The sequence below is a fragment of the Pseudomonas sp. TE3-3-F2023 genome, from assembly GCF_036784815.1.
Classification (GTDB): Bacteria; Pseudomonadota; Gammaproteobacteria; order Pseudomonadales; family Pseudomonadaceae; genus Aquipseudomonas; species Aquipseudomonas pudica.
This window is the reverse complement of the sequence record NZ_CP145113.1, coordinates 877,892-902,571: the sequence shown is the minus strand read 5'-3', so window position 1 is coordinate 902,571 and position 24,680 is coordinate 877,892. Positions and strand designations below refer to the sequence as shown.

The 24,680-nt window shown below is 62.8% G+C and carries 26 protein-coding genes; 11 read left to right on the top strand and 15 right to left on the bottom strand.

The window, feature by feature from the left end:
• Window positions 1-8: 8 nt before the first annotated feature.
• From dsbA to V3314_RS04095, 3 genes are all read right to left on the bottom strand, one after another.
• Window positions 9-641 carry a thiol:disulfide interchange protein DsbA gene (dsbA, locus tag V3314_RS04105; RefSeq protein WP_046615267.1) on the bottom strand — a complete coding sequence of 211 codons (633 nt, stop codon included), beginning with the start codon at window positions 639-641 and terminating at the stop codon, window positions 9-11.
• Window positions 642-815: 174 nt separating this feature from the next.
• Window positions 816-1,433: a c-type cytochrome gene (locus tag V3314_RS04100; protein ID WP_003256951.1), complete on the bottom strand. Its 618-nt coding sequence runs from the start codon at window positions 1,431-1,433 to the stop codon at window positions 816-818.
• Window positions 1,434-1,464: 31 nt separating this feature from the next.
• Window positions 1,465-1,767, bottom strand: a complete 303-nt coding sequence (locus V3314_RS04095; protein ID WP_046615268.1) for a c-type cytochrome — start codon at window positions 1,765-1,767, stop codon at window positions 1,465-1,467.
• 201 nt (window positions 1,768-1,968) lie between these two features.
• Here V3314_RS04095 and yihA point away from each other — a divergent pair, with 201 nt between their 5' ends.
• A complete protein-coding gene (yihA, locus tag V3314_RS04090; RefSeq protein WP_003252993.1) occupies window positions 1,969-2,601 on the top strand; it encodes a ribosome biogenesis GTP-binding protein YihA/YsxC in 633 nt (210 codons plus the stop codon).
• Window positions 2,602-3,014: 413 nt separating this feature from the next.
• Here the strand turns inward: yihA and polA are convergent, their stop codons facing one another.
• Window positions 3,015-5,762 (bottom strand): DNA polymerase I, encoded by a 2,748-nt coding sequence (gene polA, locus V3314_RS04085; RefSeq protein WP_046615269.1) that lies wholly within the window; start codon window positions 5,760-5,762, stop codon window positions 3,015-3,017.
• Between the two features lie 75 nt (window positions 5,763-5,837).
• Between polA and V3314_RS04080 the strand changes: the two genes are divergently transcribed.
• Together V3314_RS04080 and V3314_RS04075 are read left to right on the top strand one after the other, a co-directional pair.
• Window positions 5,838-6,125 carry a DUF2782 domain-containing protein gene (locus tag V3314_RS04080; RefSeq protein WP_013970316.1) on the top strand — a complete coding sequence of 96 codons (288 nt, stop codon included), beginning with the start codon at window positions 5,838-5,840 and terminating at the stop codon, window positions 6,123-6,125.
• Between the two features lie 69 nt (window positions 6,126-6,194).
• The gene (locus V3314_RS04075) at window positions 6,195-7,145 is read left to right on the top strand and encodes a homoserine kinase (RefSeq protein ID WP_046615270.1); all 951 of its coding nucleotides are present in this window, start codon (window positions 6,195-6,197) and stop codon (window positions 7,143-7,145) included.
• A 111-nt stretch (window positions 7,146-7,256) separates the two neighbouring features.
• Here V3314_RS04075 and V3314_RS04070 read toward each other — a convergent pair whose 3' ends face one another.
• Window positions 7,257-8,213 (bottom strand): zinc ABC transporter substrate-binding protein, encoded by a 957-nt coding sequence (locus V3314_RS04070; RefSeq protein WP_046615271.1) that lies wholly within the window; start codon window positions 8,211-8,213, stop codon window positions 7,257-7,259.
• Between the two features lie 18 nt (window positions 8,214-8,231).
• Here V3314_RS04070 and zur point away from each other — a divergent pair, with 18 nt between their 5' ends.
• The 4 genes from zur (at window position 8,232) to V3314_RS04050 (ending at window position 11,100) form a co-directional block, all read left to right on the top strand.
• Window positions 8,232-8,717, top strand: coding sequence for a zinc uptake transcriptional repressor Zur (gene zur / locus V3314_RS04065; RefSeq protein ID WP_046615272.1), 486 nt, complete (start codon window positions 8,232-8,234; stop codon window positions 8,715-8,717).
• Complete coding sequence (gene znuC / locus V3314_RS04060; RefSeq protein ID WP_046615273.1) at window positions 8,714-9,490, top strand: zinc ABC transporter ATP-binding protein ZnuC; 777 nt, start codon at window positions 8,714-8,716, stop codon at window positions 9,488-9,490. The genes zur and znuC overlap by 4 nt, the downstream gene beginning before the upstream one ends.
• Entirely contained in the window at window positions 9,483-10,265 is a 783-nt protein-coding gene (gene znuB / locus V3314_RS04055) for a zinc ABC transporter permease subunit ZnuB (RefSeq protein WP_046615274.1), read from the top strand. The genes znuC and znuB overlap by 8 nt, the downstream gene beginning before the upstream one ends.
• Window positions 10,266-10,392: 127 nt before the next feature.
• Entirely contained in the window at window positions 10,393-11,100 is a 708-nt protein-coding gene (locus tag V3314_RS04050; RefSeq protein ID WP_046615275.1) for a PA5502 family lipoprotein, read from the top strand.
• 114 nt (window positions 11,101-11,214) lie between these two features.
• Here the strand turns inward: V3314_RS04050 and katE are convergent, their stop codons facing one another.
• The gene (gene katE / locus V3314_RS04045; RefSeq protein WP_338459942.1) at window positions 11,215-13,350 is read right to left on the bottom strand and encodes a catalase HPII; all 2,136 of its coding nucleotides are present in this window, start codon (window positions 13,348-13,350) and stop codon (window positions 11,215-11,217) included.
• A 227-nt stretch (window positions 13,351-13,577) separates the two neighbouring features.
• Between katE and V3314_RS04040 the strand changes: the two genes are divergently transcribed.
• The 3 genes from V3314_RS04040 to V3314_RS04030 all read left to right on the top strand — a co-directional run bounded on the left by V3314_RS04040 (window position 13,578) and on the right by V3314_RS04030 (window position 16,091).
• Window positions 13,578-14,585: a methionine ABC transporter ATP-binding protein gene (locus V3314_RS04040; RefSeq protein ID WP_003256960.1), complete on the top strand. Its 1,008-nt coding sequence runs from the start codon at window positions 13,578-13,580 to the stop codon at window positions 14,583-14,585.
• A complete protein-coding gene (locus V3314_RS04035; RefSeq protein WP_013970307.1) occupies window positions 14,585-15,256 on the top strand; it encodes a methionine ABC transporter permease in 672 nt (223 codons plus the stop codon). Before V3314_RS04040 ends, V3314_RS04035 begins: the two co-directional genes overlap by 1 nt.
• Window positions 15,257-15,320: 64 nt before the next feature.
• The gene (locus V3314_RS04030; RefSeq protein WP_025337216.1) at window positions 15,321-16,091 is read left to right on the top strand and encodes a MetQ/NlpA family ABC transporter substrate-binding protein; all 771 of its coding nucleotides are present in this window, start codon (window positions 15,321-15,323) and stop codon (window positions 16,089-16,091) included.
• Window positions 16,092-16,211: 120 nt separating this feature from the next.
• On the opposite strand, the gene V3314_RS04025 is transcribed toward V3314_RS04030, so the two are convergent.
• Genes V3314_RS04025 through V3314_RS04005 form a run of 5 tightly spaced genes read right to left on the bottom strand, consistent with a single transcriptional unit; the run spans window position 16,212 to window position 20,095 of the window.
• On the bottom strand, window positions 16,212-16,844 hold the full coding sequence (locus V3314_RS04025) for an SCO family protein (RefSeq protein WP_013970305.1): 633 nt from the start codon (window positions 16,842-16,844) through the stop codon (window positions 16,212-16,214).
• Window positions 16,841-17,734, bottom strand: a complete 894-nt coding sequence (gene cyoE, locus V3314_RS04020) for a heme o synthase (RefSeq protein WP_085601993.1) — start codon at window positions 17,732-17,734, stop codon at window positions 16,841-16,843. The genes V3314_RS04025 and cyoE overlap by 4 nt, the downstream gene beginning before the upstream one ends.
• The gene (locus V3314_RS04015; protein ID WP_338459941.1) at window positions 17,719-18,798 is read right to left on the bottom strand and encodes a COX15/CtaA family protein; all 1,080 of its coding nucleotides are present in this window, start codon (window positions 18,796-18,798) and stop codon (window positions 17,719-17,721) included. The genes cyoE and V3314_RS04015 overlap by 16 nt, the downstream gene beginning before the upstream one ends.
• A gap of 9 nt (window positions 18,799-18,807) precedes the next feature.
• Window positions 18,808-19,389, bottom strand: a complete 582-nt coding sequence (locus V3314_RS04010) for a hypothetical protein (protein WP_338459940.1) — start codon at window positions 19,387-19,389, stop codon at window positions 18,808-18,810.
• Window positions 19,358-20,095 carry an SURF1 family protein gene (locus V3314_RS04005; RefSeq protein ID WP_338459939.1) on the bottom strand — a complete coding sequence of 246 codons (738 nt, stop codon included), beginning with the start codon at window positions 20,093-20,095 and terminating at the stop codon, window positions 19,358-19,360. The genes V3314_RS04010 and V3314_RS04005 overlap by 32 nt, the downstream gene beginning before the upstream one ends.
• Before the next feature lie 63 nt (window positions 20,096-20,158).
• Between V3314_RS04005 and V3314_RS04000 the strand changes: the two genes are divergently transcribed.
• The gene (locus tag V3314_RS04000) at window positions 20,159-20,362 is read left to right on the top strand and encodes a twin transmembrane helix small protein (RefSeq protein ID WP_003258925.1); all 204 of its coding nucleotides are present in this window, start codon (window positions 20,159-20,161) and stop codon (window positions 20,360-20,362) included.
• Window positions 20,363-20,398: 36 nt separating this feature from the next.
• On the opposite strand, the gene V3314_RS03995 is transcribed toward V3314_RS04000, so the two are convergent.
• From V3314_RS03995 to coxB, 4 genes are read right to left on the bottom strand one after another with little or no spacing between them, the layout of a single operon-like run.
• Window positions 20,399-21,286, bottom strand: a complete 888-nt coding sequence (locus tag V3314_RS03995) for a cytochrome c oxidase subunit 3 (protein WP_003258926.1) — start codon at window positions 21,284-21,286, stop codon at window positions 20,399-20,401.
• Between the two features lie 16 nt (window positions 21,287-21,302).
• Entirely contained in the window at window positions 21,303-21,869 is a 567-nt protein-coding gene (locus V3314_RS03990; RefSeq protein WP_015268464.1) for a cytochrome c oxidase assembly protein, read from the bottom strand.
• 10 nt (window positions 21,870-21,879) lie between these two features.
• Window positions 21,880-23,469 (bottom strand): cytochrome c oxidase subunit I, encoded by a 1,590-nt coding sequence (ctaD, locus tag V3314_RS03985; protein ID WP_013970300.1) that lies wholly within the window; start codon window positions 23,467-23,469, stop codon window positions 21,880-21,882.
• A 43-nt stretch (window positions 23,470-23,512) separates the two neighbouring features.
• A complete protein-coding gene (coxB, locus tag V3314_RS03980; RefSeq protein ID WP_338459938.1) occupies window positions 23,513-24,640 on the bottom strand; it encodes a cytochrome c oxidase subunit II in 1,128 nt (375 codons plus the stop codon).
• Window positions 24,641-24,680: the final 40 nt, after the last annotated feature.

Here is a 24,680-nt window from a genome sequence, read left to right as displayed (position 1 = left end):
TACGCCGCTTACTTAGCGGCGCGCTCCTTGGCGATCAGCTGGTCGGCAACGTTCAGTACGCCTTCCGGCCCGCCGGCAGTACCCAGGTCGAAGCGGTACTTGCCGTTGACCACCATGCTCGGTACGCCGGTGATCTCGTACTTCTTCGCCAGTTCCTTGGCCTGGTTGACCTGGCCCTTGATGGCGAACGAGTTGAAGGTGGCGAGGAACTTGTCCTTGTCCACGCCTTGGGTGGCAAGGAAATCGGCCATGTCTTGCGGGTCGGTCAGGCGCTTGCGCTGGTTCTGGATGGCGTCGAACACTGCGGCGTGCACTTTCTGCTCGACGCCCATGGCTTCGAGGGTCAGGAACATCTGGCCGTGGGCATCCCACGCACCACCGAACATGGCCGGTACGCGCTTGAAGTTGACGTCCTTGGGCAGTTTTTCTACCCACGGGTTGATGGTCGGCTCGAAGTGGTAGCAGTGTGGGCAGCCGTACCAGAACAGCTCGACCACTTCGATCTTGCCAGGCACGGAAACCGGAACAGGGTTGCTCAGCTCGAGGTATTCCTTGCCGGCGGCAGGCTCGGCGGCCTGGATGGCAGTCATACCGAATACGCTGGCAGCGACCAGCGCGGCGCTGAGAATCAGTTTACGCATGCTTTACTCCTGGGCAGTCATTGGTCGCCACGACGCGACCTGCTCTGAGACAGGCCGGGAAGGGGCCGAGTTCTGTAGTGTAACGGCTGCGGACGGAAAAAAGGGCGGTCCGGCCGCCCTTTCATCATTGCCTTACAACATTAACTGAAGGTTAATGCGCTGCCTGTAATGGCCTCAGTGCAGGCCCTGGATGTAACTGGCCAACGCCTCGATGTCGTGGTTGCTCAGCTTGCCGGCGATGGTGCGCATGGTCATGGCATCGCCATCGTTGGTGCGGTTTCCTTCGCGGAAGTCGGTGAGCTGCTTGGTCACGTACTGCGCGTGCTGCCCGCCCAGGTGCGGGAAGCCGGCCAGGGCGATACCCGCGCCGTTCGGTGAGTGGCAGCCGGTGCAGGCAGGCATGCCTTTTTCCAGGTCACCGCCGTTGAACAGCGCCCGGCCACGTTCGACCAGCTTGGGATCGGCGGCGCCCACGCTGCCTTTCTGGCTGGAGAAGTAGGCGGCGATGTCGGCCAGGTCCTGGTCGCTGAATGCGGCCAGCATGCCGGTCATTTCCAGCACGGTACGCTTGCCCGACTTGATATCGTGCAGTTGTTTTTCAAGATAGCGCTGGCCTTGGCCGGCCAGTTTCGGGAAGTTCGGTGCCAGGCTGTTGCCGTCGGGGTTGTGGCAGGCGCCACAGACGGCCGTCTTGGCCTGGCCGGCGGCGGCATCGCCTTTGACGGGTTGCGCAGCAGTGGCCGCACCTGCGACACCCAGGGTCAACAGCAGACTCACGACTAGTTTGTTCATCAGCTAATCCAACACGGCTAAGGGTGAAATGTTATGTATCGGGACTGCCACTCATCCAAAGGATGACCAAACGGTAGTCCTCGGCACTGCAGTCCATGCACAATCCACGCGGCGGCATAGCCTTGAAACCCTGGGTCACGTGCTTCACCAGTACATCCATGCCTTGCGCCAGCCTTGGCTCCCATGCTGCCCGGTCACCCTGCCTGGGTGCCTGTGGCAACTGCCCGGCGTGACAGGCCGCACACGTGCGGTTGTACAACACCTCGGGATCCTGTGTAGCCTGTGCGCTGTAAAACGGCAGGAACATACCGACAGCAAGCAGCCATTTCGCCATGCGGAACGACCTTCAGGGTTGGGGGCCGCGCTGCGTTCTGTTGCGCGAGCTATTGTTCGACACCCCATGCCCGTTCTCCTTCTCTGGGAGAATGAGCACACAAAAACTGGGGCATTATATACTTCCGCCATCCAAACGGAAACGACACCGCTTGCCAGGCTCGGGCCTACAGAGTCAGGCAACACCCACATCGGATATCCCATGCAAGTCAAGAACCCCATCCTCGGCCTCTGCCAGAAAGCCAAATTCGCCCTCAGCGCTGCCAAGGTCGAACAATGCCCGGACGACCAGGGTTACGAGGTGGCTTTCGCCGGCCGCTCCAACGCCGGCAAATCCAGCGCCCTCAACACCCTGACTCATGCCAGCCTGGCGCGCACCTCGAAAACCCCCGGGCGCACCCAGCTGTTGAATTTCTTCAGTCTGGACGATGAACGGCGTTTGGTCGACCTGCCAGGCTACGGTTATGCAAAAGTCCCCATTCCGCTCAAGCAGCACTGGCAGAAACACCTGGAAGCCTACCTTGGCAGCCGGGAGTGCCTGCGTGGCGTAATCCTGATGATGGACGTGCGCCACCCGATGACCGACTTCGACAAGATGATGCTCGATTGGGCAAAGGCCAGCAGCATGCCGATGCACATCCTGCTGACCAAGGCCGACAAGCTGACCCACGGCGCGGGCAAGAACACTTTGCTCAAGGTGCAGTCGGAAATCCGCAAGGGTTGGGGCGACGGCGTGACGATCCAGCTGTTCTCGGCGCCCAAGCGCCTGGGCGTTGAAGATGCCTACCGAGTGCTGGCGGACTGGATGGAACTGGAAGACAAGCCAGTCATTTGAAGGTTTGCTCAACCTGTGGGAGCGGGCATGCCCGCGAAGAATCCAGCGCGGAGCATCGCCTGGGCTTCGCCCAGGTTCGCGGGCGCGCCCACTCCCACAGTGTTCCTTCACCAGACTCAGGGCAAATTCCGGGCAAAAAAAACCCCGGACTTCGTATGGGGAGGGGGAAGTTCGGGGTCCAAGTCCGGACCGCTAGGGCGGGGTCCAGATATCTGCCAACACTTAACACAACATAGGAGCATCGAAAGGCTTCACCAGCCATTCAGTTACTCTGAGTTCCGCTTCACCGGTTTAGTTCCAAAGCCCTGAAAACTATTTGCGATAGTTTCATGAAACTTCAGCACCGCTGGCACTGAGCAGTGCCAGGATCCGCATCCCTACGTCACGGATCCTACACAGCTTTCCCCGCCCGATCAGTGAGCTTCGTCCCAATTCGCACCAATTCCTGCCTCGACCAGCAGCGGTACATCCAGCTGTGCGGCCTTGCTCATGTGCTGGCGAATTTCATCTTTCACTTGCTCAACCAGGTCCTCGCGCACTTCCAGCACCAGTTCGTCGTGTACCTGCAGGATCACCCGGGCATCCAGCCCGCTCTCGCTCAGCCAGTTATCCACATTGACCATGGCCCGCTTGATGATGTCGGCCGCAGTGCCTTGCATCGGGGCGTTGATCGCCGTGCGCTCGGCGCCCTTGCGCAGAGCCGGGTTCTTGGCATTGATATCCGGCAGGTACAGGCGGCGGCCGAACAGGGTTTCGACAAAACCTTGCTCCGCCGCCTGGGCGCGGGTGCGCTCCATGTAGGCCAGCACGCCCGGGTAGCGTGCGAAGTAGCGGTCGATGTAATCCTGCGACTGCTTGCGGTCGACGCCGATCTGCTTGGCCAGGCCAAAGGCGCTCATGCCGTAGATCAGCCCGAAGTTGATGGCCTTGGCACTGCGGCGCTGGTCGGTGGTGACGTCTTCCAGGGCTACGCCGAATACTTCCGCCGCTGTGGCGCGGTGCACGTCCAGGTCGTTGCGGAAGGCATGCAGCAAGCCTTCGTCCTTGGCCAGGTGGGCCATGATGCGCAACTCGATCTGCGAGTAGTCCGCCGCCAGCAGCTTGTAGCCCGGGCTGGCGACGAAGGCCTGGCGGATGCGTCGGCCTTCGGCAGTACGGATCGGAATGTTCTGCAGGTTCGGGTCGCTGGACGACAGCCGGCCAGTGGCCGCCACCGCCTGCTGATATGAGGTGTGGATACGCCCGGTGCGCGGGTTTATCTGCCCTGGCAGCTTGTCGGTGTAGGTGCTCTTGAGCTTGCTCAGGCTGCGGTACTGCATCAGTACCTCCGGCAGCGGGTAGCCTTGTTCGGCCAGCTCGTCGAGCACCGCCTCCGCCGTGGATGGCTGGCCTTTGGTGGTCTTGCTCAGCACCGGCATGCCCAGCTTGTCGTAGAGAATCGCGCCCAGCTGCTTGGGCGAGCCGAGGTTGAACTCCTCACCGGCCAGCTCATAGGCGCGCTGCTCCAGCTCGGCCATCTTCACCCCCAGCTCACCGCTCTGCACCTGCAGCAGCGCAGCATCGACCAGCGCCCCCTGGCGCTCGATCTTGGCCAGCACCGGCACCAGCGGCATCTCGATGTCCATCAGTACCGGCTGCACGCTCGGCGTCTGCGCCAGGCGCACCTGCAGCGCCTGGTGCAGACGCAGGGTGATGTCCGCGTCTTCGGCAGCGTAGGGGCCGGCCTTGTCCAGGTGGATCTGGTTGAAGGTCAGCTGCTTGGCGCCTTTGCCGGCAATGTCCTCGAAAGCGATGGTGGTGTGGTCGAGGTACTTCTGCGCCAGGCTGTCCATGTCGTGACGGGTGGCGGTGGAGTTCAGCACGTACGACTCGAGCATGGTGTCGTAGGCAACGCCGCGCATTTCGATGGCGGGCGAGCCGTTGGCAAGGATGTTGATATCGTACTTGGCGTTCTGCCCGACCTTGGCCTTGGCCGGGTCTTCCAGTAGCGGCTTCAGCGCCAGCAGCACGGCGGCGCGGTCCAGCTGGACCGGCGCGCCTTCATAGTCGTGGGCCAGCGGCACATAGGCCGCTTCATGCGGCTCGACGGCGAACGACAGGCCGACAAGCTGCGCCTGCTGCGCGTCCAGGCTGGTGGTCTCGGTGTCGAAAGCGAACAGTGGCGCCTGACGCAGCTTCTCCAGCCAGAAGTCGAAACGGGCCTGGTCGAGAATGGTCTCGTACCTGGGCTCGATCTTGGCCACCGGCTCCGCGACCGGCGCAATATCGTCACCGGCGTTGGCAGCGTCACGCTGCACCTCGGCGACCCAGCTCTTGAATTCCATCTCGGTGTACAGCGCCAGCAACGCTTCGCGATCAGGTTCGCCGCACACCAGGGCATCAACTTCGATATCCAGGGGCACGTCGACCTTGATGGTAGCCAGCTCATAAGACAGGAACGCCGCGTCGCGGTGCTCTTCCAGCTTGGCCGGCAGGGTCTTGGCGCCGCGAATGGCCAGTGTCGGGACCTTGTCCAGGTTGGCATACAGGTCGCTGAGGCCACCGCCGATACCGGTAAGCAGGCCCACCGCGGTTTTTTCGCCCACCCCCGGTACACCGGGGATGTTGTCGACCTTGTCGCCCATCAGCGCCAGGAAGTCGATGATATGTTCCGGGCCGACGCCAAATTTCTCGTGCACGCCAGCCACGTCCAGCACGCTTCCGGTCATGGTGTTGACCAAGGTAATGTGCCCGTCCACCAGCTGCGCCATGTCCTTGTCACCGGTCGAGATGATCACCGGGCGGCCCAGCGCGGCGCTGCTGCGCGCCAGGGTGCCGATCACGTCGTCGGCCTCGACCCCCTCGACGCACAGCAGCGGGTAGCCCAGCGCCTTGACGCTGGCGTGCAGCGGCTCGATCTGCACCCGCAGGTCGTCCGGCATGCTTGGGCGGTTGGCCTTGTATTCGGCGAACATGGCATCGCGGAAGGTGCCACCCTTGGCGTCGAACACCACCGCGAACAGGCTGTCGGGGTATTGCTTGCGCAGGCTCTTGAGCATGTTCAGCACCCCCTTCACCGCGCCGGTCGGCATGCCTTTGGAGGTAGTCAACGGCGGCAGCGCGTGGAAGGCGCGGTACAGGTAGGAGGAACCGTCCACCAGGACGAGGGGCGCTTGGCTCATGAGCAGAATCAACCTTTTCGACGGGTCCGGCGCTAGAATAGCCAGAATCATTGACGACAAAGGGACAAGGTTATCATGCGTACACTCAATCGCCTGTTACTGCTCGGTCTGTTGGCCACCATGCCTGTCGTCACCCTGGCGGCGGACGACGCCCCCTCGGCCGATCCCGAGGTGACCATTCGCACGGAAGGCGACAAAACCATCCAGGAGTACCGGCAGAACGGGTTCCTGTATGCGATCAAGATCACGCCGAAAAACGGCAAGCCTTATTTCCTGGTACGCGCCGATGGCTCTGATGGCAATTTCATTCGATCCGACCAGCCGGACATGCTGATTCCGTCCTGGAAGATCTTCGAGTGGTAATCTGACGCGCACCGTTCACATCAACCCGGCACTTCCCGGCGGAAGTGCCCGTATGGGCAATTTTTCATCATGTCAGTCTTCACCCCCGTGACCCGGCCTGAGCTGGAAACCTTTCTGGCACCGTACGCGCTGGGTCGTCTGCTCGATTTCCAGGGCATCGCCGCCGGCACCGAGAACAGCAATTTCTTCGTCAGCCTCGAACAGGGGGAGTTCGTCCTGACGCTGATCGAGCGCGGGCCCAGCGAGGACATGCCGTTCTTCATCGAGCTGCTGGACACTTTGCACGCAGCCGACATGCCGGTGCCCTATGCAATACGCGACCGCGACGGCAATGGCCTGCGCGAGCTGTGCGGCAAGCCGGCGCTGCTGCAGCCACGGCTGTCGGGCAAGCACATCAAGGCACCGAACGCCCAGCACTGCGCCCAGGTCGGCGAGCTGCTGGCGCACATTCACCTGGCTACCCGCGAGCACATCATCGAGCGCCGCACCGACCGCGGCCTGGACTGGATGCTGGCCTCGGGTGCCGAGCTGCTGCCGCGCCTTACTGCCGAGCAAGCCGCGCTGCTGCAGCCGGCGCTGGATGAAATCAGCGCACACAAGGCACAGATCCTGGCCCTGCCACGGGCCAACCTGCATGCGGACCTGTTCCGCGACAACGTGATGTTCGAAGGCACCCACCTGACCGGTGTAATCGACTTCTACAACGCCTGTTCCGGGCCGATGCTGTATGACATAGCCATCACCGTGAACGACTGGTGCCTGGATGAACACGGCGCGATCGATGTGCCACGTGCCCAGGCGCTGCTGGCGGCCTATGCGTCGCTACGGCCCTTCACCGCAGCCGAAGCCGAGCTGTGGCCGGAGATGTTGCGGGTAGGCTGCGTGCGCTTCTGGTTGTCGCGCCTGATTGCAGCGGAATCGTTTGCAGGGCTGGATGTGATGATCCACGACCCGAGCGAGTTCGAAGTGCGTTTGGCGCAGCGTCAGCAGGTGGCATTGCACCTGCCGTTCGCCCTCTAGAGCGCGTCTGCTTCTTCGCGGGTAAACTCGCTCCCACAGGTACGGTGAAAGGCGTGAAGCTGGCGCTATCCCTGTGGGAGCGGGTTTACCCGCGAAGAGGCCGGCACAGGCCTACAGCTGTTCCAGGCACCCAACCAGGTCGCCACCCAACTTTTCCAGCAAGCGCTCATAGCCTTTGCCATCCACAGGGTCGGTACCGCCCAGGGCATCCAGCTCGGCCAGGCGCACCGGCAGCCCGGCGGTCAAAGTCTCGGCAAGCCGTGGCCGCAGCGGCGGTTCGCTGAACACACAAGTCTTGCCCACTTCCTGCAGGCGCTTGCGCATGGCCGCCACGTGCTGCGCACCCGGCTGCACCTCGGAAGCCACGCTGAACACCCCGGTGTGCTTGAGCCCATACTCTGCTTCGAAATAGTCGAACGCTTCGTGGAACACGAAGTAAGGCTTGCCGGCGATCCCGGCCACCCGCGCCTTGATCCGCCCATCCAGCGCGTCCAAGCGTTCGTCGAAGGCCTTGAGGTTGCTCTGATAGCGCGCCGCATTGGCCGGATCGACCTGCGCCAGATCAGCCGCCATTTTCGCGGCAATCACCCGCGCATTGACCGACGATAGCCACAGGTGCGCGTCCAGGCTGCCCGGGCGGTGGTCATGATCATGGTCGTCATGGTCTTCTTCCTCGTGGGAATGGCTGTCCTCGCCAAAATGCCGCAGCTTCATGCCCGGTAACGCCTGCACGGCAACCGTGGGCTTGCTGCGATTACCCAATACCCGCGGCAGGAAGCCCTCCATGTCCGGACCGATCCAGTACAGCAGGTCGGCATCGCCCACCCGCCGTACGTCGGACGGGCGCAGCGCATAGTGGTGCGGCGAAGCACCCGGCGGCAGCAATACTTCGGGGTTGCCAACACCATCCTGCACGGCGGCGGCAATCTGCTGCAGCGGTTTGATACTGGTCAGCACGCGCACGTCGGCCTGGGCGGAAAATGCGATGAAAGCGACAAAAAGGACTAGGAATCGGGACACGGTGAATACTCGAGTCATCAGAAACAGGTAACATAATAACGTCTCCATCCAGAACCGTCGCTGCCCATGTCCATCACGCCGCTGGCCAACCGTCCTCACGATCATTCTCATTGCGTACACAGCGCACTGACTGAAGCCGACGCCTTGTGCACCCGCCAGGGCCTGCGCCTGACCGCGCTGCGCCGTCGAGTGCTGGAACTGGTCTGGCAAAGCCACAAGCCACTGGGCGCCTACGACATCCTCGCCGTGCTCAGTGAGCAGGACGGCCGCCGAGCCGCGCCCCCAACGGTGTACCGTGCGCTGGACTTCCTGCTGGAAAACGGCCTGGTGCACCGCATCGCCTCGCTCAACGCCTTCATCGGCTGCAGCCACCCGGAACACCTGCACCAGGGTCAGTTCCTGATCTGCCGGGCCTGCCATGTAGCCATCGAACTGGAACAGAACAGCATCAGCGAAGCCATCATCAGCAGCGCCAAGGGCGTGGGCTTCACGGTCGAGACCCAGACGGTTGAAGTGGTCGGCCTGTGCAGCAATTGCCGGAGCGCGGCATGAACGATGCGCTGATCCGCCTGGAGCAGGTCGGTGTCACTTTCGGTGGCGAGGCGGTGCTAGACAGCATCGACCTGTCGGTCGCACCTGGCCAGATCGTCACCCTGATCGGCCCGAACGGCGCAGGCAAGACCACCTTGGTGCGCGCCGTTCTTGGTCTGCTCAAGCCGCACCGCGGCAAGGTATGGCGCAAGCCGAAACTGCGCATTGGCTACATGCCGCAAAAGATCCAGGTTGATGCCACGCTGCCGCTGTCGGTACTGCGCTTCTTGCGCCTGGTGCCCGGTGTAGACCGCGCGGCAGCCTTGTCGGCGTTGCAGGAAGTGGGCGCCGAACAGGTCATCGATAGCCCGATCCAGACCGTTTCCGGCGGCGAGATGCAGCGGGTATTGTTGGCCCGCGCCCTGCTGCGCGAACCCCAGCTGCTGGTGCTCGACGAGCCAGTGCAGGGCGTAGACGTGGTCGGCCAGACCGAGCTGTACAACCTCATTACCCGCCTGCGCGACCGCCACGGCTGCGGCGTGCTGATGGTTTCCCACGACCTGCACCTGGTGATGAGTGCCACCGACCAGGTGGTGTGTCTGAACCGCCACGTGTGCTGTTCGGGCCACCCCGAGCAGGTAAGCGGCGACCCGGCATTCGTCGAGCTGTTCGGCCAGAACGCCGCACCCAGCCTGGCCATCTACCACCACCATCACGACCACAGCCACGACCTGCACGGCTCGGTGGTCGCCCCTGGCCCCCATGTTCACGGAGCGCACTGCAAGCATGGCTGATTTTCTTCTCTACGCCCTGCTTGCCGGTTTGTCCCTGGCGCTGGTGGCCGGCCCACTGGGTTCCTTCGTGGTGTGGCGGCGCATGGCCTATTTTGGCGACACCTTGTCCCACGCCGCCCTGCTAGGCGTGGCCCTGGGCTTCGCCCTGGACGTCAGCCCGGCGCTGGCGGTAACCGTGGGCTGCCTGTTGCTGGCGATCTTGCTGGTGACCTTGCAGCAACGCCAGCCGCTGGCCTCCGACACCCTGCTCGGCATCCTCGCCCCCAGCACCCTGTCGCTGGGCCTGGTGGTGCTGAGCTTCATGCATGACGTGCGCATCGACCTGATGGCGTACCTGTTCGGCGACCTGCTGGCCATCAACACCACCGACCTGGCTTGGATCCTTGGCGGCAGCGCGCTGGTTTTGCTGCTGCTCGCTGCGCTTTGGCGGCCGTTGCTGGCAGTTACCGTGCACGAAGAGCTGGCCATGGTCGAAGGCCTGCCGGTGGCCGGGCTGCGCATGGCGCTGATGCTGCTGATCGCGGTGGTGATTGCCGTGGCCATGAAGATCGTTGGTGTGCTGCTGATCACCTCGCTGCTGATCATTCCTGCCGCTGCGGCACAACGTCACGCCCGCTCTCCCGAGCAGATGGCCCTGGGCGCCAGCCTGCTGGGCGTGACCGCAGTATGCGGCGGCCTGGCCATGTCCTGGTTCAAGGACACTCCCGCAGGCCCATCGATCGTGGTCTGCGCGGCGGTGCTATTCTTGCTGAGCCTGGCCCTGCCAAAACGCTGAAAAACAGGGCGTGTGAAGGCGCGCCCTGCAACCTTTTCGCACGTAAAGGGTCTGTAAGACTTGTTTTCGAGCGTGCGCACCTGGGTGTAGACTTGCTCGCTTTTTGCGCAAATAGAGAGTCGCAGGAATGAAGCCGTTCGCCTCCCGTTATCTGCTTGTTGCCGCGTTTTCCCTGTTCCTGGCTGCGTGTTCCAGCGCGCCGGTAGAACAGGCCACCGCACCTGCCCAAGCCGATGCCTGGCAGCAGTTGCAACAGAACATCGCCAGCAACGAGCTGGCCACCGCCGAAGACCAGTTGGCAGCCTTGCAGGCGCAGGCGCCGGATGACGCGCGTCTGGAGCAATACCAGCGCCAACTCGCCGAAGCCTACCTGCAACGCAGCCAGATCTTCCTGCAGAAGGGTGATGTGAACGCTGCCGCCACCGCCTTGGCCCGTGCCCGTGCGCTGATGCCGCAGGCCCCGGCAGTGACTGGTGGCGATGCAGTGACCCAGGCGCGCAAAGCAGAGCTGGAGAAGGCTGAAGCGGCGCTGAAAGCGGCCGAGGCCAAGCCCAAGGCGCGCATCATCGACCCGGCTGCACCGAGCACCGTCGTGGCCTTGAAAACCACCGACAGCCGCGCCATGCGTCGCCAGCTGGATGACATTGCCGCTGATGTGGTGAGTTATCAGTGCGACGTGGTGTTCCAGGTGCCGCGGACCGAGGATGCGCCTTGGCTGAAGACCTTGCTGGAAAAACGCGTGCGCAAGATCGACAGCGGGTTCGAGCTGAAGCAGAAGCACGAGATTCAGCGATCGCTGCCTGCGCAGGTGGTTCTGGTTCCGCATCAGCAATAAGCCTCCCGGGCCCTATCGCCGGCAAGCCAGCTCTCACCTCGACCGCACCAATTTCAAGCCTGGTGCAGTACCTGTGGGAGCTGGCTTCCCGGCGATGGGCTGCGAAGCAGCGCCTTAGGCCGGCACAGCCTCCGCAGCTGCCTCCCGCTCCCACACCCGATGCCCTTCTACCGCTTTGACGAAGGCATCCACGATCTTCTGCTCATCTCCCAGCAGCAACCCTTTGTCTTCTTTCAACCCCAAGCTGCCCAAAAGCTCTTTGGTCAACACCATCGCCTTCAGGTGCTTGTAGCCCTCCAACAAGAAGTGCTTGGCCAAGCCGCTGGCCGCCAGCGCATCGGTCGAAGCCTTGCCCCCAGGCACGACAATGCCATCGAACATGATCGATGGCATCCCTTCCATGGAAGCATCCACCGGCAGTTGCTTGCCGTCCGCAGCCTTCACCGGTGCCGAGGTCGGCCCAAGGAGCAATGGTCGGGCACTGTGCGCTTCCAGGGCCTTGACCAGCTTGTCTACACTGGCAGCGTCTACGCCGTCTGCCACCAGCACGGCAATCTTGCGTCCCTTGATGCCAACCGAACCCGGGTGGTTCATCTGGCTCAAGGCAGGAGACTGCGCAAGCTGGCTCCCCTTCACTGGCACCGTGCCCCCGCTCGGCGCAGGCAAGCCCAGGTTGGCGGCCACCGCAGCTGCCAGCTTCAGGTCGATATTGGCGAGAATTTCATTCACTTCCCGAGCGCGGATCGCCTCCCGTTCCACTTTGCCCAATTCAAAGCTGTAGGCCTTGATGATGTGCTGCTGCTCGGTCGGGCTCATGCTCTGGAAGAACAACCGCGCCTGCGAGAAGTGGTCGCCGAACGACTCGCTGCGCTGGCGGATCTTGTGCGCATCAATACGCTCCTGGTAGCTCTCGAAGCCACCATCCTGCGCGGCTGGTGGCGTTTCCTTCGGCCAGCCACCGTCGATGGAATTGGGCTCGTACGATGCGCGGCCCTTGTGCACCACATGCTGATGCAGGGCATCGCGCTGGTTGTTGTGGTTGGGAGCAATGGGGCGGTTGACCGGGATCTGGTGGAAATTGGGCCCGCCCAGGCGGCTAAGTTGCGTGTCGGTGTAGGAGAACAGCCGCCCCTGCAGCAAGGGGTCGTTGGTAAAGTCGATACCAGGCACGATATGACCCGGGCAGAACGCCACCTGTTCCACTTCGGCAAAGAAGTTGTCCGGGTTGCGATTCAGGACCATCTTGCCCAACGGTGTAACCGGCACCAGTTCTTCCGGGATTATCTTGGTTGGGTCCAGCAGGTCGAAATCAAATTTGTGCTCATCGGCTTCCGGCACGATCTGTACGCCCAGTTCCCACTCCGGGTAATCGCCCGTCTCGATTGCCTCCCACAAGTCGCGACGCTGGAAGTCAGCGTCCTTGCCTGCCAATTTCTGCGCTTCGTCCCATAGCAAGGAGTGCACACCCTGGCGCGGCTTCCAGTGGAATTTGACGAAACTGGCTACGCCCTCAGCGTTGATCAGCCGGAAGGTATGCACCCCGAACCCTTCCATCATCCGCAAGCTGCGCGGGATAGCACGGTCCGACATAGCCCACATGACCATATGGGCCGACTCCGGTACAAGCGAGACGAAATCCCAAAAGGTGTCATGGGCCGAAGCGCCGGTCGGGATCTCGTTATGCGGCTCCGGCTTTACGGCGTGGACGAAATCCGGGAATTTGATCGCATCCTGGATGAAGAACACCGGCATGTTGTTGCCCACCAGGTCGAAGTTGCCCTCGTCGGTGTAGAACTTCACAGCAAAGCCCCTCACGTCACGCACGGTGTCGGCTGAGCCACGCGGGCCCTGTACCGTGGAAAATCGCACGAAGACAGGCGTGACTTTCTCCGGGTCCTGCAGGAAGCCGGCCTTGGTCAGCTCGGCGTGGTTGCCATAGCTCTGGAAATAGCCATGCGCCCCCGTCCCTCGCGCATGCACGATGCGTTCAGGGATGCGCTCGTGGTCAAAGTGCGTGATCTTCTCGCGCATGATGAAATCTTCGAGCAGTGAGGGGCCTCGATCACCGGCCTTCAGCGTGTTCTGGTTGTCGGCGATGCGCACCCCCTGGTTGGTGCGCAGCGCATGGCCTGTAGCATCGCTGCGGTCAGCCTCCAGGCTCTGTAACTTGGCGTTGGTATTGGCCCGGTCCGGGGTCTGGGTGCCAGCGGCTTCGCTGTGCTTGGGCGCGTCCGTGTTCTTTCTGGGCATGGTCGGCTCTCCTCATCAGTCTTCAGGCGTACCCGTTTCGGGCTGTGTGCAAGTAGTGACCGGGAGGCTTTGCCGAGCGTTCAATCAGGATTACCGGTTGTCGCGATATGCCCGAAGGATTGGTGCATTACGAAATAAATGCTAAGAACAGCTATGGGAAAAGGCTAAAATGCGCGACCCCAGCTAACCGCTGACCCAAATTCCATGCGCCCCACAAGGTTCGCTACGTGATCGAGTTCCAACAGGTACACAAGACCTACCGCGTCGCCGGTAGGGAAATCCCCGCACTGAATCCGACCAGCCTGACCATCGAAGATGGCCAGGTGTTCGGCCTGATCGGCCATTCCGGCGCCGGCAAGAGCACCATGCTGCGCCTGATCAACCGCCTGGAAGAGCCTTCTGGCGGCAAGATCATCGTCGACGGCGAAGACGTTACCGCGTTCAACGCCAGCCAGCTGCGCGGTTTCCGCCAGCAGGTCGGGATGATTTTCCAGCACTTCAACCTGCTGGCCTCCAAGACCGTCGCCGACAACGTTGCCCTGCCACTGACCCTGGCCGGCGAGCTGTCGCGCAGCGAGATCGACAAGCGCGTGACCGAACTGCTGGCCCGCGTCGGCCTTTCCGACCACGCCAGAAAGTACCCGGCGCAGCTGTCCGGTGGCCAGAAGCAGCGCGTCGGCATCGCCCGCGCCTTGTCCACCAACCCGAAGATCCTGCTGTGCGACGAGGCCACTAGCGCCCTCGACCCGCAAACCACCGCCTCGGTCCTGCAATTGCTGGCCGAAATCAACCGTGAGCTGAAGCTGACCATCGTACTGATCACTCACGAAATGGACGTTATCCGCCGGGTCTGCGACCGCGTGGCAGTGATGGACGCCGGCCAGATCGTCGAGCAGGGCTCGGTGGCCGAAGTGTTCCTGCACCCGCAGCACCCCACCACCAAGCGGTTCGTCCAGGAAGACGAGCAGGTCGACGAAGGCGAGCAGCGGGACGACTTCGCCCATGTGCCGGGCCGCATCGTGCGCCTGACATTCCAGGGCGACGCCACCTACGCGCCGCTGCTGGGCACCGTGGCCCGCGAAACCGGTGTGGACTACAGCATCCTCGCCGGGCGTATCGACCGTATCAAGGATGTCCCCTATGGCCAGCTCACCCTCGCCCTGATCGGCGGTGACATGGAAGCGGCGTTCGCCCGCTTCAAGGCAGCTGACGTACATATGGAGGTACTGCGTTGATGGACGCCCTGAATTTCTTTGCCAACGTCGACTGGGCCGAAATCTGGCTGGCCAGCGTCGACACCATGATCATGCTGTTCGGCTCGCTGTTCTTCACCGTGCTGCTCGGCCTGCCGCTGGGCGTGCTGCTGTTCCTGTGCGGGCCGAAACAGATGTTCGAGCAGAAGGGTGTGTATGCGCTACTGTCGCTGATCGTCAACATCCTGCGCTCGCTGCCGTTCATCATCCTGCTGATCGTGATGATCCCGATCACCGTGCTGATCACCGGCACTTCGCTAGGCGTCGCCGGCGCCATTCCGCCGCTGGTGGTGGGTGCCACGCCATTCTTCGCACGCCTGGTGGAAACCGCCCTGCGTGAAGTGGACCGCGGCATCATCGAAGCCACCCAGTCGATGGGTGCCACTACCCGCCAGATCATCACCAGCGCACTGCTGCCGGAGGCCCGCCCGGGCATCTTCGCCGCCATTACCGTGACCGCCATCACCCTGGTGTCGTACACCGCCATGGCCGGTGTAGTCGGTGCCGGCGGCCTGGGCGACCTGGCCATCCGCTTCGGCTACCAGCGTTTCCAGACCGACGTGATGGTCGTCACCGTGGTGCTGTTGCTGGTACTGGTTCAAGTCCTGCAGAGCGTGGGCGACAAACTGGTCGTGCATTTTTCCCGTAAGTAACCCCAATGGGGTCGGCCCGGCCGACCCGTTCGGGGGCCGTCGCGGCCCTCACAAGGAGTGATCAATGAAGAAGCTGCTTGCTGTTGTCGCCGCTGTCGCGGCCTTCTCGGCCCACGCCGAGTCCCTGACCGTTGCCGCTACCCCGGTGCCGCACGCCGAGATCCTCAACTTCGTCAAACCTGCACTGGCGAAAGAGGGCGTGGAGCTGAAGGTCAAGGAGTTCACCGACTACATCCAGCCGAACGTGCAGGTTGCCGAAAAGCGCCTTGACGCCAACTTCTTCCAGCACCAGCCGTACCTGGATGAGTTCAACAAGGCCAAGGGCACCAACCTGGTTAGCGTTGCCGGCGTGCACATCGAGCCACTGGGCGTGTACTCGACCAAGATCAAGAAGCTCGACGAGCTGTCCTCCGGCGCCACCGTGGTAATCCCCAACGACGCCACCAACGGCGGCCGCGCGCTGCTGCTGCTGGACAAGGCCGGTGTGATCAAGCTGAAGGACAACAAGAACATCCTGTCCACCGTGAAGGATGTTGCCGAGAACCCGAAAAGCCTGAAGTTCCGTGAGCTGGAAGCAGCCACCATCCCGCGCGTGCTGACCCAGGTCGATGCTGCCCTGATCAACACCAACTACGCGCTGGAAGCCAAGCTGAACCCGGAAAAAGACGCCCTGGTCATCGAAGGCAGCGACTCGCCTTACGTGAACATCCTTGTTGCCCGCCCGGACAACAAGGACTCGGACGCGATGAAGAAGCTGGCCGCTGCACTGCACTCGCCTGAGGTGAAGCAGTTCATCAACGAGAAGTACAAAGGCGCTGTGGTGCCGGCGTTCTAAGCCGTCATATCGCGCAGGACTCTTCGCGGGTAAACCCGCTCCCACAGGGATAGCGCAAGGCTCACGGCCTACGCTGTACCTGTGGGAGCGGGTTTACCCGCGAAGCTTTTGGGGGTTAACTCAATCCCGCTTCACAAGCCCAGGCAATTGCGCCACCAGCTTCTGGTTGTTGAACGGAGCCCGAATGAACCCACGCTGACGTCCATCCGGCCCCACAACCGCCAGATTGCCGCTGTGATCCACGGTATACCCCGGCTTGCTGGTATCGGCCGGAATGAAAGGTATGCTCAAGGCATTGGCCAGCTTCTGGGTATCCTCGATCGACCCCGCCACCCCGACGAAATCCTTGTCAAAATAACCCAGGTACTGCTTCAGCTGGTTCGGCGTGTCGCGGTTCGGGTCAACGCTCACCAGCACCACCTGCAGCCGGTCGACGGCCTCCTTGGGCAACTCGCTCTTCACCTGGCGCAACTGGGCCAAGGTCGTCGGGCAGATGTCGGGGCAGTAGGTGTAACCGAAGAAAAGCAGCGACCATTTGCCCTTCAGGTCATCCAGTTGCACCGGCTGGCCGTCCTGGTTGGTCATGGTCACATCGGCCACGGTACGGCTCTGCGGCAGCAGGATGATGCCGGCATCGATCAGCTCGGTGGGGTTGGGCTGGTCGCGGCCATTGAGCACCTTGTTGACGGTCAGGCCCAGGATCAACGCGACCAGGGCAACGAGGATGAAGACGGTTTTCTGGGTTCGGGTCATAGGTTCAGCAACAGGTAGTGGTCGAGGAGCAACGCGATGAACAGCGCGAACAGGTAGCCGATAGAGTACTTGAAGGTGCCGATCGCCGCGTGCGGCCGGCTGCCACGGTACAACACCCAGGCCCATTGCAGGAAGCGCAGGCCGAGCACCAGGGCACAGGCCAGGTAAAGCGGGCCACTCATGTGGATGACGTAGGGCAGCAGGCTTACCGACAGCAGTACCAGGGTGTACAGCAGGATATGCAGCTTGGTGTAGCGCTCGCCGTGGGTCACTGGCAGCATCGGGATATCGGCCTTGGCGTATTCCTCCTTGCGGTGGATGGCCAAGGCCCAGAAGTGGGGTGGGGTCCAGGCGAAGATGATCAGCACCAGCAACAGGGGCTCGGCGCTGACATGGCCGCTGACCGCCACCCAGCCCAGCAACGGCGGGGCGGCGCCAGCCAAGCCGCCGATGACGATGTTCTGCGGCGTGGCGCGCTTGAGAAAACCGGTGTAGAGCACCGCATAGCCGAGCAGGGAAGCCAGTGTCAGCCAGGCAGTGAGGGCATTGGTGAACACCATCAGCAGGGCCATGCCAAGTAGCGCCAGCGCCAGGGCGAACAGCAGCGCCGGCAGCGGCTCGACCCGGCCCTGGGCCAGCGGCCGCTTGTGGGTACGCGCCATCAGCGCGTCGATGCGTCGGTCCACCACATGGTTGACCACCGCCGCGCCGCCTGCACACAAACCGATGCCCAGGTTGCCGAACAGCAGCACGCTCCAGCTGACACCCGCACGGGTGGCAAGGAACATGCCCGCCAGCGAGGTGATCAGCATCAGCACCACCACCTTGGGCTTGGTCAGTTCCAGGTAATCACGCCAACTGGCCCTCTGTGCGCTCAGAAGCGTCGCCATGAATCATTCCTCATGTGGTGGGTGATGCCCACGCCAGCCACGGGCCGCAGGCGCCAGCCATGGCCGACACCCACGCGAACCTTGTCGACCACGCGGATGCGGTAGTTCACCAGCACCATGCTCAGCAGCAACAGCGCCCCACCAGCGTTGTGCGCCACGGCCACGGCCAGCGGCAGGTGCAGCAGCACATTGCTGATGCCCAGACCAACTTGCACCACCAGCGCCAGCAGCACCAGCCGTGCCAGGCCAGGGAGGCCGCAGCGGTGCAGCTTCCAGCTGAGCATCAGCAGCACACAGGTCACCAGCAATGCGCCCAGGCGGTGGCTGATGTGGATGGCCGTGCGCGCATCACTGTCCAGTTGCCCGCCCAGATAGTTGGGCCCAACGTGCTGGGTCAGGTGGAAACCGTTGCTGAAGTCCGCCGTCGGCCACCACTGACCGTGGCAGGTGGGCAGGTCGATGCAGGCGACGGCCGCGTAGTTGGCACTGACCCAGCCGCCCAGGGCGATCTGGCCGATCACCACCAGCAAGGCCAGCGCAGCGACCCGGCGCAGGCTCAATGGCAGCTTTGGCAAAGGCGCAAAGGCCCGGGACAGACGCAGGGACAACAGGAACAGCAAACTCAGGGTAGTGAAGCCGCCGAGTAGATGCGCGGTGACCACCTGCGGCCACAGCTTGAGGGTGACCGTCCACATGCCGAAGGCTGCCTGCGCCAGCACCACGCCCAGCAGCAGCAAGGGCAGGCGGTAAGGCTGGCCATCGCGGGTATGCCGGCGCAGCGCCTGCAAGGCGAGCAGGGCGATCACCATCGCCAGGGTGCCGGCGAAATAGCGGTGGACCATCTCGGCCCAGCCCTTGGCGGCTTCCACCGGGTGTTCGGGGAAATGCAGCTCGGCATGGGCCAGCTGCGCTTCGCTCTTGGGCACGCTGATGAAGCCGTAGCAACCCGGCCAGTCCGGGCAGCCGAGGCCGGCGTGGGTCAGGCGAGTATAGGCACCAAGCAGGACGACCAGCAGTGCCAGCAAGGTGGCGAACACAGCAAGGCGGAATCCGGGTCTGGCCATGGCAGGCTCCTAGCCGATGTTGGACAGCTTGAGCAGGTGGCGCAGGTCGTCCAGCACATGCTTGCCGTTGACCTTGGCGTCGTAGCGCAGCACCAGGTTGCCGTGTGGGTCGACGATCCACAGCTGCGGGCCGGCCTCGCCGACCTTTTGCAGGTAGCGTTGCGCATCCAGCGGGTAACGCTGCAACTGTGGGTATTCGCGGCCTAGCAACGCCTGGTACTCGGCACTTGCCGGCTGGGCGGCCGCCAGGGCATGGCTGGCACGGCTGGCATCACGACCCAGGCCGACCTGGATCTGCCGAGCCAGGTACACCAGCCGCTGGCAATCCTCGGCACAGGCTGTGGGTGTGCTCACCAGCAGCTGCCAGCGCTCGCCCTGGCCCGCTACGCCGAGATCGGCAAGGGTCTCCCCGTTGCCGATCATCACGCCGTGGTAGCTGCGGCCGTCCGGCACCCAGAACTTGAGCTTGTACATGCTGGTGGCCAGAACCATCGGCCCGAGCACCACCAGCAGAATCAGCAGCAGCTGCAAACGCCCGCGGGCTCTGGGTTTGCTGCGTTCAGACACATCCAGTGGAGTGGCGGTGGCCATGGCGTTTCTCCTTGTTGTGGTGCCAGCCGAAGTAGAGGTAGAGCAGTACCAAAGTGGTTGCCAGGGCAAACCACTGCACGGCGTAACCCAGGTGTTTTTCCGGGCCCATGGCAACGACCGGCCAGTCCAGGCGATAGGTCGCCGGGCCGGGTTCCAGGCGCAGCTCATGGGCGAAGCCTTCGCGATCGAGCTGTTGCCATAGCTGCGCGGCATCCACGGCAGTCAGCAGATGCGGCCACTGGCCGCCTGCAGGGTCGGGGTGCAGCTGGAACGTGCTGCCAGGCGCGACATACACCGAAGCGTCCAGCGCCAACGCCTGGGCAGGGGTATCGAAATGCACCGGCACACGGCGATCCGGCCAGGGCAACCACCCGCGGTTTACCAGCAGCCACGCGCCGCTGGCCTGATCATGGAAGGGTTGCAGCAGCTCGACACCGGCCTGGCCATCGCGCATGCGGTTATCCAGCAGCAGGCTGTGTTCGGAGTCGAAGCGGCCATAGAGATGCACGCGGCGGAAGGCATTGTCCTGGTTCGCTGTCAGCTGGGCCGTGGCCACTGGCGCTTCTACCCGCCGCTCGGCATAGGCGGCCAGCAGCATGCGTTTTTCCTCGGCACGGCCGAGTTGCCAGCAGCCAAGCGCGATCAGCCCCGGCAGCAGCGCAAGCACCACCAGGGTTGGTACCCAGCCCGGACGAAACGGCCTCATCGGAGCCTCGTCGGGCCGATCGCTATACTTATCCACATCACCGCATCCCCCCGGAGTATCGCCATGCTCAAGGCCGCGATTGTCCTGATGCTGTTGGCCACGATTGCCAGCCTGTTCAGCGGCCTGGTGTTTCTGGTAAAGGACGATGAAAACTCGACCCGTTTACTGAAAGCGCTGACCGTGCGAGTGACCCTGGCGGCCCTCACCATCGGCCTGGTGGCCTGGGGCTTCATCAGCGGTCAGCTCGTCTCACACGCCCCCTTCTGAAGTTCTCACCTGCCCCTGTGGGAGCGGGTTCTTTATTCACAACACATAGACAAAGATGAACAACCCCACCCACACCACATCGACGAAGTGCCAGTACCAACTGGCGGCCTCGAAACCGAAGTGTTTCTCCGGGTTGAAATGCCCGCGCAAGATGCGCACGAACATCACGATCAGGATGATCGTGCCCAGGGTCACGTGGGCGCCGTGGAAGCCGGTGAGCATGAAGAACGTCGCGCCGTAGATACCCGACCCCAGCGTCAGCCCCAGCTTGGTATAGGCCTCGTGGTACTCGTAGGCCTGCAACGCGATGAAGCTGGCGCCCAGGACGATGGTCAGCGCCATCCAGAATTTCAGCGGGCCACGGTGGCCGCGACGCAGGGCATGGTGGGCGATGGTGATGGTCACGCTGGAGCTGACCAGCAAGATGGTGTTGATAAGCGGCAGGTGCCACGGATCGATCACTTCCTTGGGCGGCGGGAACAGTTTCGGGTCGGGCGTGTGCAGCAGCGGCCAGGTGAATTCGAAGGTCGGCCACAACATGTGCGCAACACCCTTGGCCCCTTCACCGCCCAGCCACGGCCCGGCCAGCACCCGCACGTAGAACAGCGCACCGAAGAAGGCCAGGAAGAACATCACCTCGGAGAAGATGAACCAGCTCATGCCCCAGCGGAACGAGCGGTCCAGCTGCGGGCTGTACAGCCCCGCGCGGCTTTCCCGCACCACCGAACCGAACCAGCCGAACAGCATGTAGGCCAGGAACAACGCACCGATGAAGAAGATCAGCGGCCCGTGCGACTCGGGGTGGCCGGCCTTCATGTCATTGAACCAGGTGCCCAGGCCGAACACCGTGATGAACATGCCGATGGTGGCGATGATCGGCCACTTGCTCTGCGCCGGAACGTAGTAGTGCTCATGACTTGCCATTGCTGTTCTCCTTCCCTTAACGGGCGCCCTGGACGTCCTGGGCCGCGACATGCGCGACCGGCGGGTGGCGAGCGGTGATGTCGAACAAGGTGTAGGCCAGTGTCAGGTGCTTCACGCTGGCCGGCAGGTCGCGGTCGACGATGAAGCGCACCGGCATCTCGATGCGTTCGCCGGGCTGCAGCACCTGCTGGGTAAAGCAGAAGCACTCGGTCTTGTGGAAGTACGCCGCAGCCTCGGCTGGGGTGATGCTGGGGATGGCTTGCGCACTCATCGGCCGGTCGGTCGGGTTGTGGGCAATGAAGATCATCTGGTTCACCGCACCCGGGTTGACCTCCAGCTGGTCCGCGGTGGAGTAGAAGTCCCAGACCATGTCGCTGGCATTGGTCGACATGAACTGCACCCGCACCGAACGCGTCGGGTCGCTGACCTGGCTGCCTTCGTACTGCCCTCCGGTCTTGCCGTTGATACCGAAGGCCTTGCACATCACGTCATAGATAGGCACCAGGGCGAAGCCGAAGGCGAACATCACCACCGTCAGCATCAGCAGGCGCAATACCAGGCGTTTCAGCGAAAGGCCGTTCATGGCACGGTTCCTATTTCACTTCCGGTGGCGTCTGGAAGGTGTGATAGGGCGCAGGCGACGGGATCGACCACTCCAGGCCCTCGGCGCCATCCCATGGTTTGGCCGGTGCCGGCGCGCCGCCACGGATGCATTTGATGACGATGAACAGGAAGAAGATCTGCGTGGCACCGAACATGAACGCGCCGATCGACGACACCATGTTGAAGTCGGCGAACTGCAAGTTGTAGTCGGGGATCCGCCGTGGCATGCCGGCAAGCCCCACGAAGTGCATGGGGAAGAAGGCCATGTTCATGCCAATGAACGATAGCCAGAAATGCAGCTTGCCAAGGGTTTCGTCATACATGTGGCCGGTCCATTTCGGCAGCCAGTAGTAGGCCGAGGCGAAGATGCCGAAGATCGCCCCAGGCACGAGCACATAGTGGAAGTGCGCCACCACGAAGTAGGTGTCGTGGTACTGGAAGTCAGCCGGGGCGATGGCAAGCATCAGCCCGCTGAAACCGCCGATGGTGAACAGGATGACAAAGGCGATGGCGAACAGCATCGGCGTTTCGAAGGTCAGTGACCCTTCCCACATGGTGCTGACCCAGTTGAACACCTTAACCCCGGTAGGCACGGCGATCAGCATGGTGGCGTACATGAAGAACAGCTCGCCGACCACCGGGATGCCGACCACGAACATGTGGTGGGCCCAGACGATGAACGACAGGAATGCGATGGCGCCGGTGGCGTACACCATGGAGGTGTAGCCGAACAGCGGCTTGCGCGAGAACGCCGGGATGATCGAACTGACCGCGCCGAAGGCCGGCAGGATCATGATGTACACCTCGGGGTGGCCGAAGAACCAGAACACGTGCTGGAACAGCACCGGGTCACCACCGCCGGCGGCACTGAAGAAGCTGGTGCCGAAGTGGATGTCCATCAGCATCATGGTCACGACGCCGGCCAGCACCGGCATCACCGCAATCAGCAGGAACGCGGTAATCAGCCAGGTCCAGACGAACAGTGGCATCTTCATCAAGGTCATGCCCGGGGCGCGCAGGTTGAGGATGGTGGCGATCACGTTGATCGCGCCCATGATCGAGCTGATGCCCATCAGGTGGATGGCAAAGATGAAGAAGGTGACGCTGGCCGGCGCGTAGGTGGTGGACAGCGGGGCGTAGAAGGTCCAGCCGAAGTTGGGCCCCCCGCCCGGGCTGAACAGGGTCGAGACCAGCAACAGGAAAGCCGCCGGCAGCAGCCAGAAGCTGAAGTTGTTCATCCGCGGCAGGGCCATGTCGGGCGCGCCGATCATCAGCGGGATCATCCAGTTGGCCAGGCCGACGAAGGCCGGCATCACCGCACCGAACACCATGATCAGGCCGTGCATGGTGGTCATCTGGTTGAAGAACTCCGGCTGGACGATCTGCAGGCCGGGCTGGAACAGCTCGGCACGGATCACCATGGCGAAAGAGCCGCCGAGCAGGAACATGATGAAGCTGAACCACAGGTACATCGTGCCGATGTCCTTGTGGTTGGTGGTCAGCACCCAGCGCATCAGGCCCTTGGCCGGGCCGTGCGCATGGTCATGGCCGTGGGCGTGGTCGTCGATCACTGCACTCATGTCCTGTCTCCTGCAATCCATTGATTGCCGCGAGTAACCCGGTTCATTGCGCTTCTGCCTGCTTCAGTGCCAGCACGTCCTTCGGCGTGACCATGTCACCCTTGTTGTTGCCCCAGGCGTTGCGCTCGTAGGTGACCACGGCGGCGATGTCGACTTCCGAGAGCTGCTTGCCGAACGCGGCCATGGCGGTGCCGGGCTTGCCGTGGAAGACGATACCCAGGTGGGCTTCCTTCGGCCCGGTGGCGATCTTCGAGCCCTTGAGCGCCGGGAACATCGGCGGCAGGCCCTGGCCTTCGGCCTGGTGACAGGCCACGCAGGTGGTGTGGTAGACCTTGTCACCACGTTCCACCAGCTCCTGCAGGGTCCATTCCTTGCTGGTCAGCTCCTTGAGCTTGGCAGCTTCGGCCTTGCGCTCGCCCAGCCAGGTGTCGTAGTCAGCCTTGGACTTGACCTCGACCACCACCGGCATGAAGCCGTGGTCCTTGCCGCACAGCTCGGTGCACTGGCCGCGGTAGATGCCGGGCTTGTCGATACGGGTCCAGGCTTCGTTGACGAAGCCGGGGATGGCATCACGTTTGACCGCGAACGCCGGCACCCACCAGGAGTGGATGACATCGGCAGCGGTCACCAGGAAGCGCACCTTGGCGCCCACTGGCAGCACCAGCGGCTGGTCGACTTCGAGCAGGTAGTGCTCGTCCTTGGGTGCCTTGTTGTGGATCTGCTCGGTGGGGGTGGCCAGGTTGCTGAAGAACTCCACGTCCTGGCCCAGGTATTTGTAGTGCCACTTCCACTGGTACCCGGTAACCTGGATATCGATATCCGACTCGCTGGCATCGTAGATGTCGATCAGGGTCTTCGTGGCCGGGATGGCCATGGCCACCAGGATCAGGAAGGGGACCACCGTCCAGAGAATTTCCACCCAGGTGTGCTCGTGGAAATGCGCAGCCTGCTGACCGGTGGAACGGCGGTGGATGACCATCGACCAGAACATCGCGCCAAAGACAACGATGCCGATGATCACGCAGATCCAGAAGATGGTCATGTGCAGGTCGAAGACGGCGTTGGAGACTTCCGTCGCCCCTGGGTGCATGTTCACGGTCCAGGCGGCATTTACCTGACCAAAAACCGTCCACAACAGGAGGCCCATCCAGACATGTGGATGTCGCATCATTGCGGGTTCCCCTTCTCGTTCTTGTAGTCCCGGAGGCGTG

Excerpts from the sequence above, each read along its gene's own strand:
- dsbA (WP_046615267.1), bottom strand. The coding sequence starts at position 641 with ATGCGTAAACTGATTCTCAGCGCCGCGCTGGTCGCTGCCAGCGTATTC.
- V3314_RS04100 (WP_003256951.1), bottom strand. The coding sequence starts at position 1,433 with ATGAACAAACTAGTCGTGAGTCTGCTGTTGACCCTGGGTGTCGCAGGT.
- V3314_RS04095 (WP_046615268.1), bottom strand. The coding sequence starts at position 1,767 with ATGGCGAAATGGCTGCTTGCTGTCGGTATGTTCCTGCCGTTTTACAGC.
- yihA (WP_003252993.1), top strand. The coding sequence starts at position 1,969 with ATGCAAGTCAAGAACCCCATCCTCGGCCTCTGCCAGAAAGCCAAATTC.
- polA (WP_046615269.1), bottom strand. The coding sequence starts at position 5,762 with ATGAGCCAAGCGCCCCTCGTCCTGGTGGACGGTTCCTCCTACCTGTAC.
- V3314_RS04080 (WP_013970316.1), top strand. The coding sequence starts at position 5,838 with ATGCGTACACTCAATCGCCTGTTACTGCTCGGTCTGTTGGCCACCATG.
- V3314_RS04075 (WP_046615270.1), top strand. The coding sequence starts at position 6,195 with ATGTCAGTCTTCACCCCCGTGACCCGGCCTGAGCTGGAAACCTTTCTG.
- V3314_RS04070 (WP_046615271.1), bottom strand. The coding sequence starts at position 8,213 with ATGGAGACGTTATTATGTTACCTGTTTCTGATGACTCGAGTATTCACC.
- zur (WP_046615272.1), top strand. The coding sequence starts at position 8,232 with ATGTCCATCACGCCGCTGGCCAACCGTCCTCACGATCATTCTCATTGC.
- znuC (WP_046615273.1), top strand. The coding sequence starts at position 8,714 with ATGAACGATGCGCTGATCCGCCTGGAGCAGGTCGGTGTCACTTTCGGT.
- znuB (WP_046615274.1), top strand. The coding sequence starts at position 9,483 with ATGGCTGATTTTCTTCTCTACGCCCTGCTTGCCGGTTTGTCCCTGGCG.
- V3314_RS04050 (WP_046615275.1), top strand. The coding sequence starts at position 10,393 with ATGAAGCCGTTCGCCTCCCGTTATCTGCTTGTTGCCGCGTTTTCCCTG.
- katE (WP_338459942.1), bottom strand. The coding sequence starts at position 13,350 with ATGCCCAGAAAGAACACGGACGCGCCCAAGCACAGCGAAGCCGCTGGC.
- V3314_RS04035 (WP_013970307.1), top strand. The coding sequence starts at position 14,585 with ATGGACGCCCTGAATTTCTTTGCCAACGTCGACTGGGCCGAAATCTGG.
- V3314_RS04030 (WP_025337216.1), top strand. The coding sequence starts at position 15,321 with ATGAAGAAGCTGCTTGCTGTTGTCGCCGCTGTCGCGGCCTTCTCGGCC.
- V3314_RS04025 (WP_013970305.1), bottom strand. The coding sequence starts at position 16,844 with ATGACCCGAACCCAGAAAACCGTCTTCATCCTCGTTGCCCTGGTCGCG.
- cyoE (WP_085601993.1), bottom strand. The coding sequence starts at position 17,734 with ATGGCGACGCTTCTGAGCGCACAGAGGGCCAGTTGGCGTGATTACCTG.
- V3314_RS04015 (WP_338459941.1), bottom strand. The coding sequence starts at position 18,798 with ATGGCCAGACCCGGATTCCGCCTTGCTGTGTTCGCCACCTTGCTGGCA.
- V3314_RS04010 (WP_338459940.1), bottom strand. The coding sequence starts at position 19,389 with ATGGCCACCGCCACTCCACTGGATGTGTCTGAACGCAGCAAACCCAGA.
- V3314_RS04005 (WP_338459939.1), bottom strand. The coding sequence starts at position 20,095 with ATGAGGCCGTTTCGTCCGGGCTGGGTACCAACCCTGGTGGTGCTTGCG.
- V3314_RS04000 (WP_003258925.1), top strand. The coding sequence starts at position 20,159 with ATGCTCAAGGCCGCGATTGTCCTGATGCTGTTGGCCACGATTGCCAGC.
- V3314_RS03995 (WP_003258926.1), bottom strand. The coding sequence starts at position 21,286 with ATGGCAAGTCATGAGCACTACTACGTTCCGGCGCAGAGCAAGTGGCCG.
- V3314_RS03990 (WP_015268464.1), bottom strand. The coding sequence starts at position 21,869 with ATGAACGGCCTTTCGCTGAAACGCCTGGTATTGCGCCTGCTGATGCTG.
- ctaD (WP_013970300.1), bottom strand. The coding sequence starts at position 23,469 with ATGAGTGCAGTGATCGACGACCACGCCCACGGCCATGACCATGCGCAC.
- coxB (WP_338459938.1), bottom strand. The coding sequence starts at position 24,640 with ATGATGCGACATCCACATGTCTGGATGGGCCTCCTGTTGTGGACGGTT.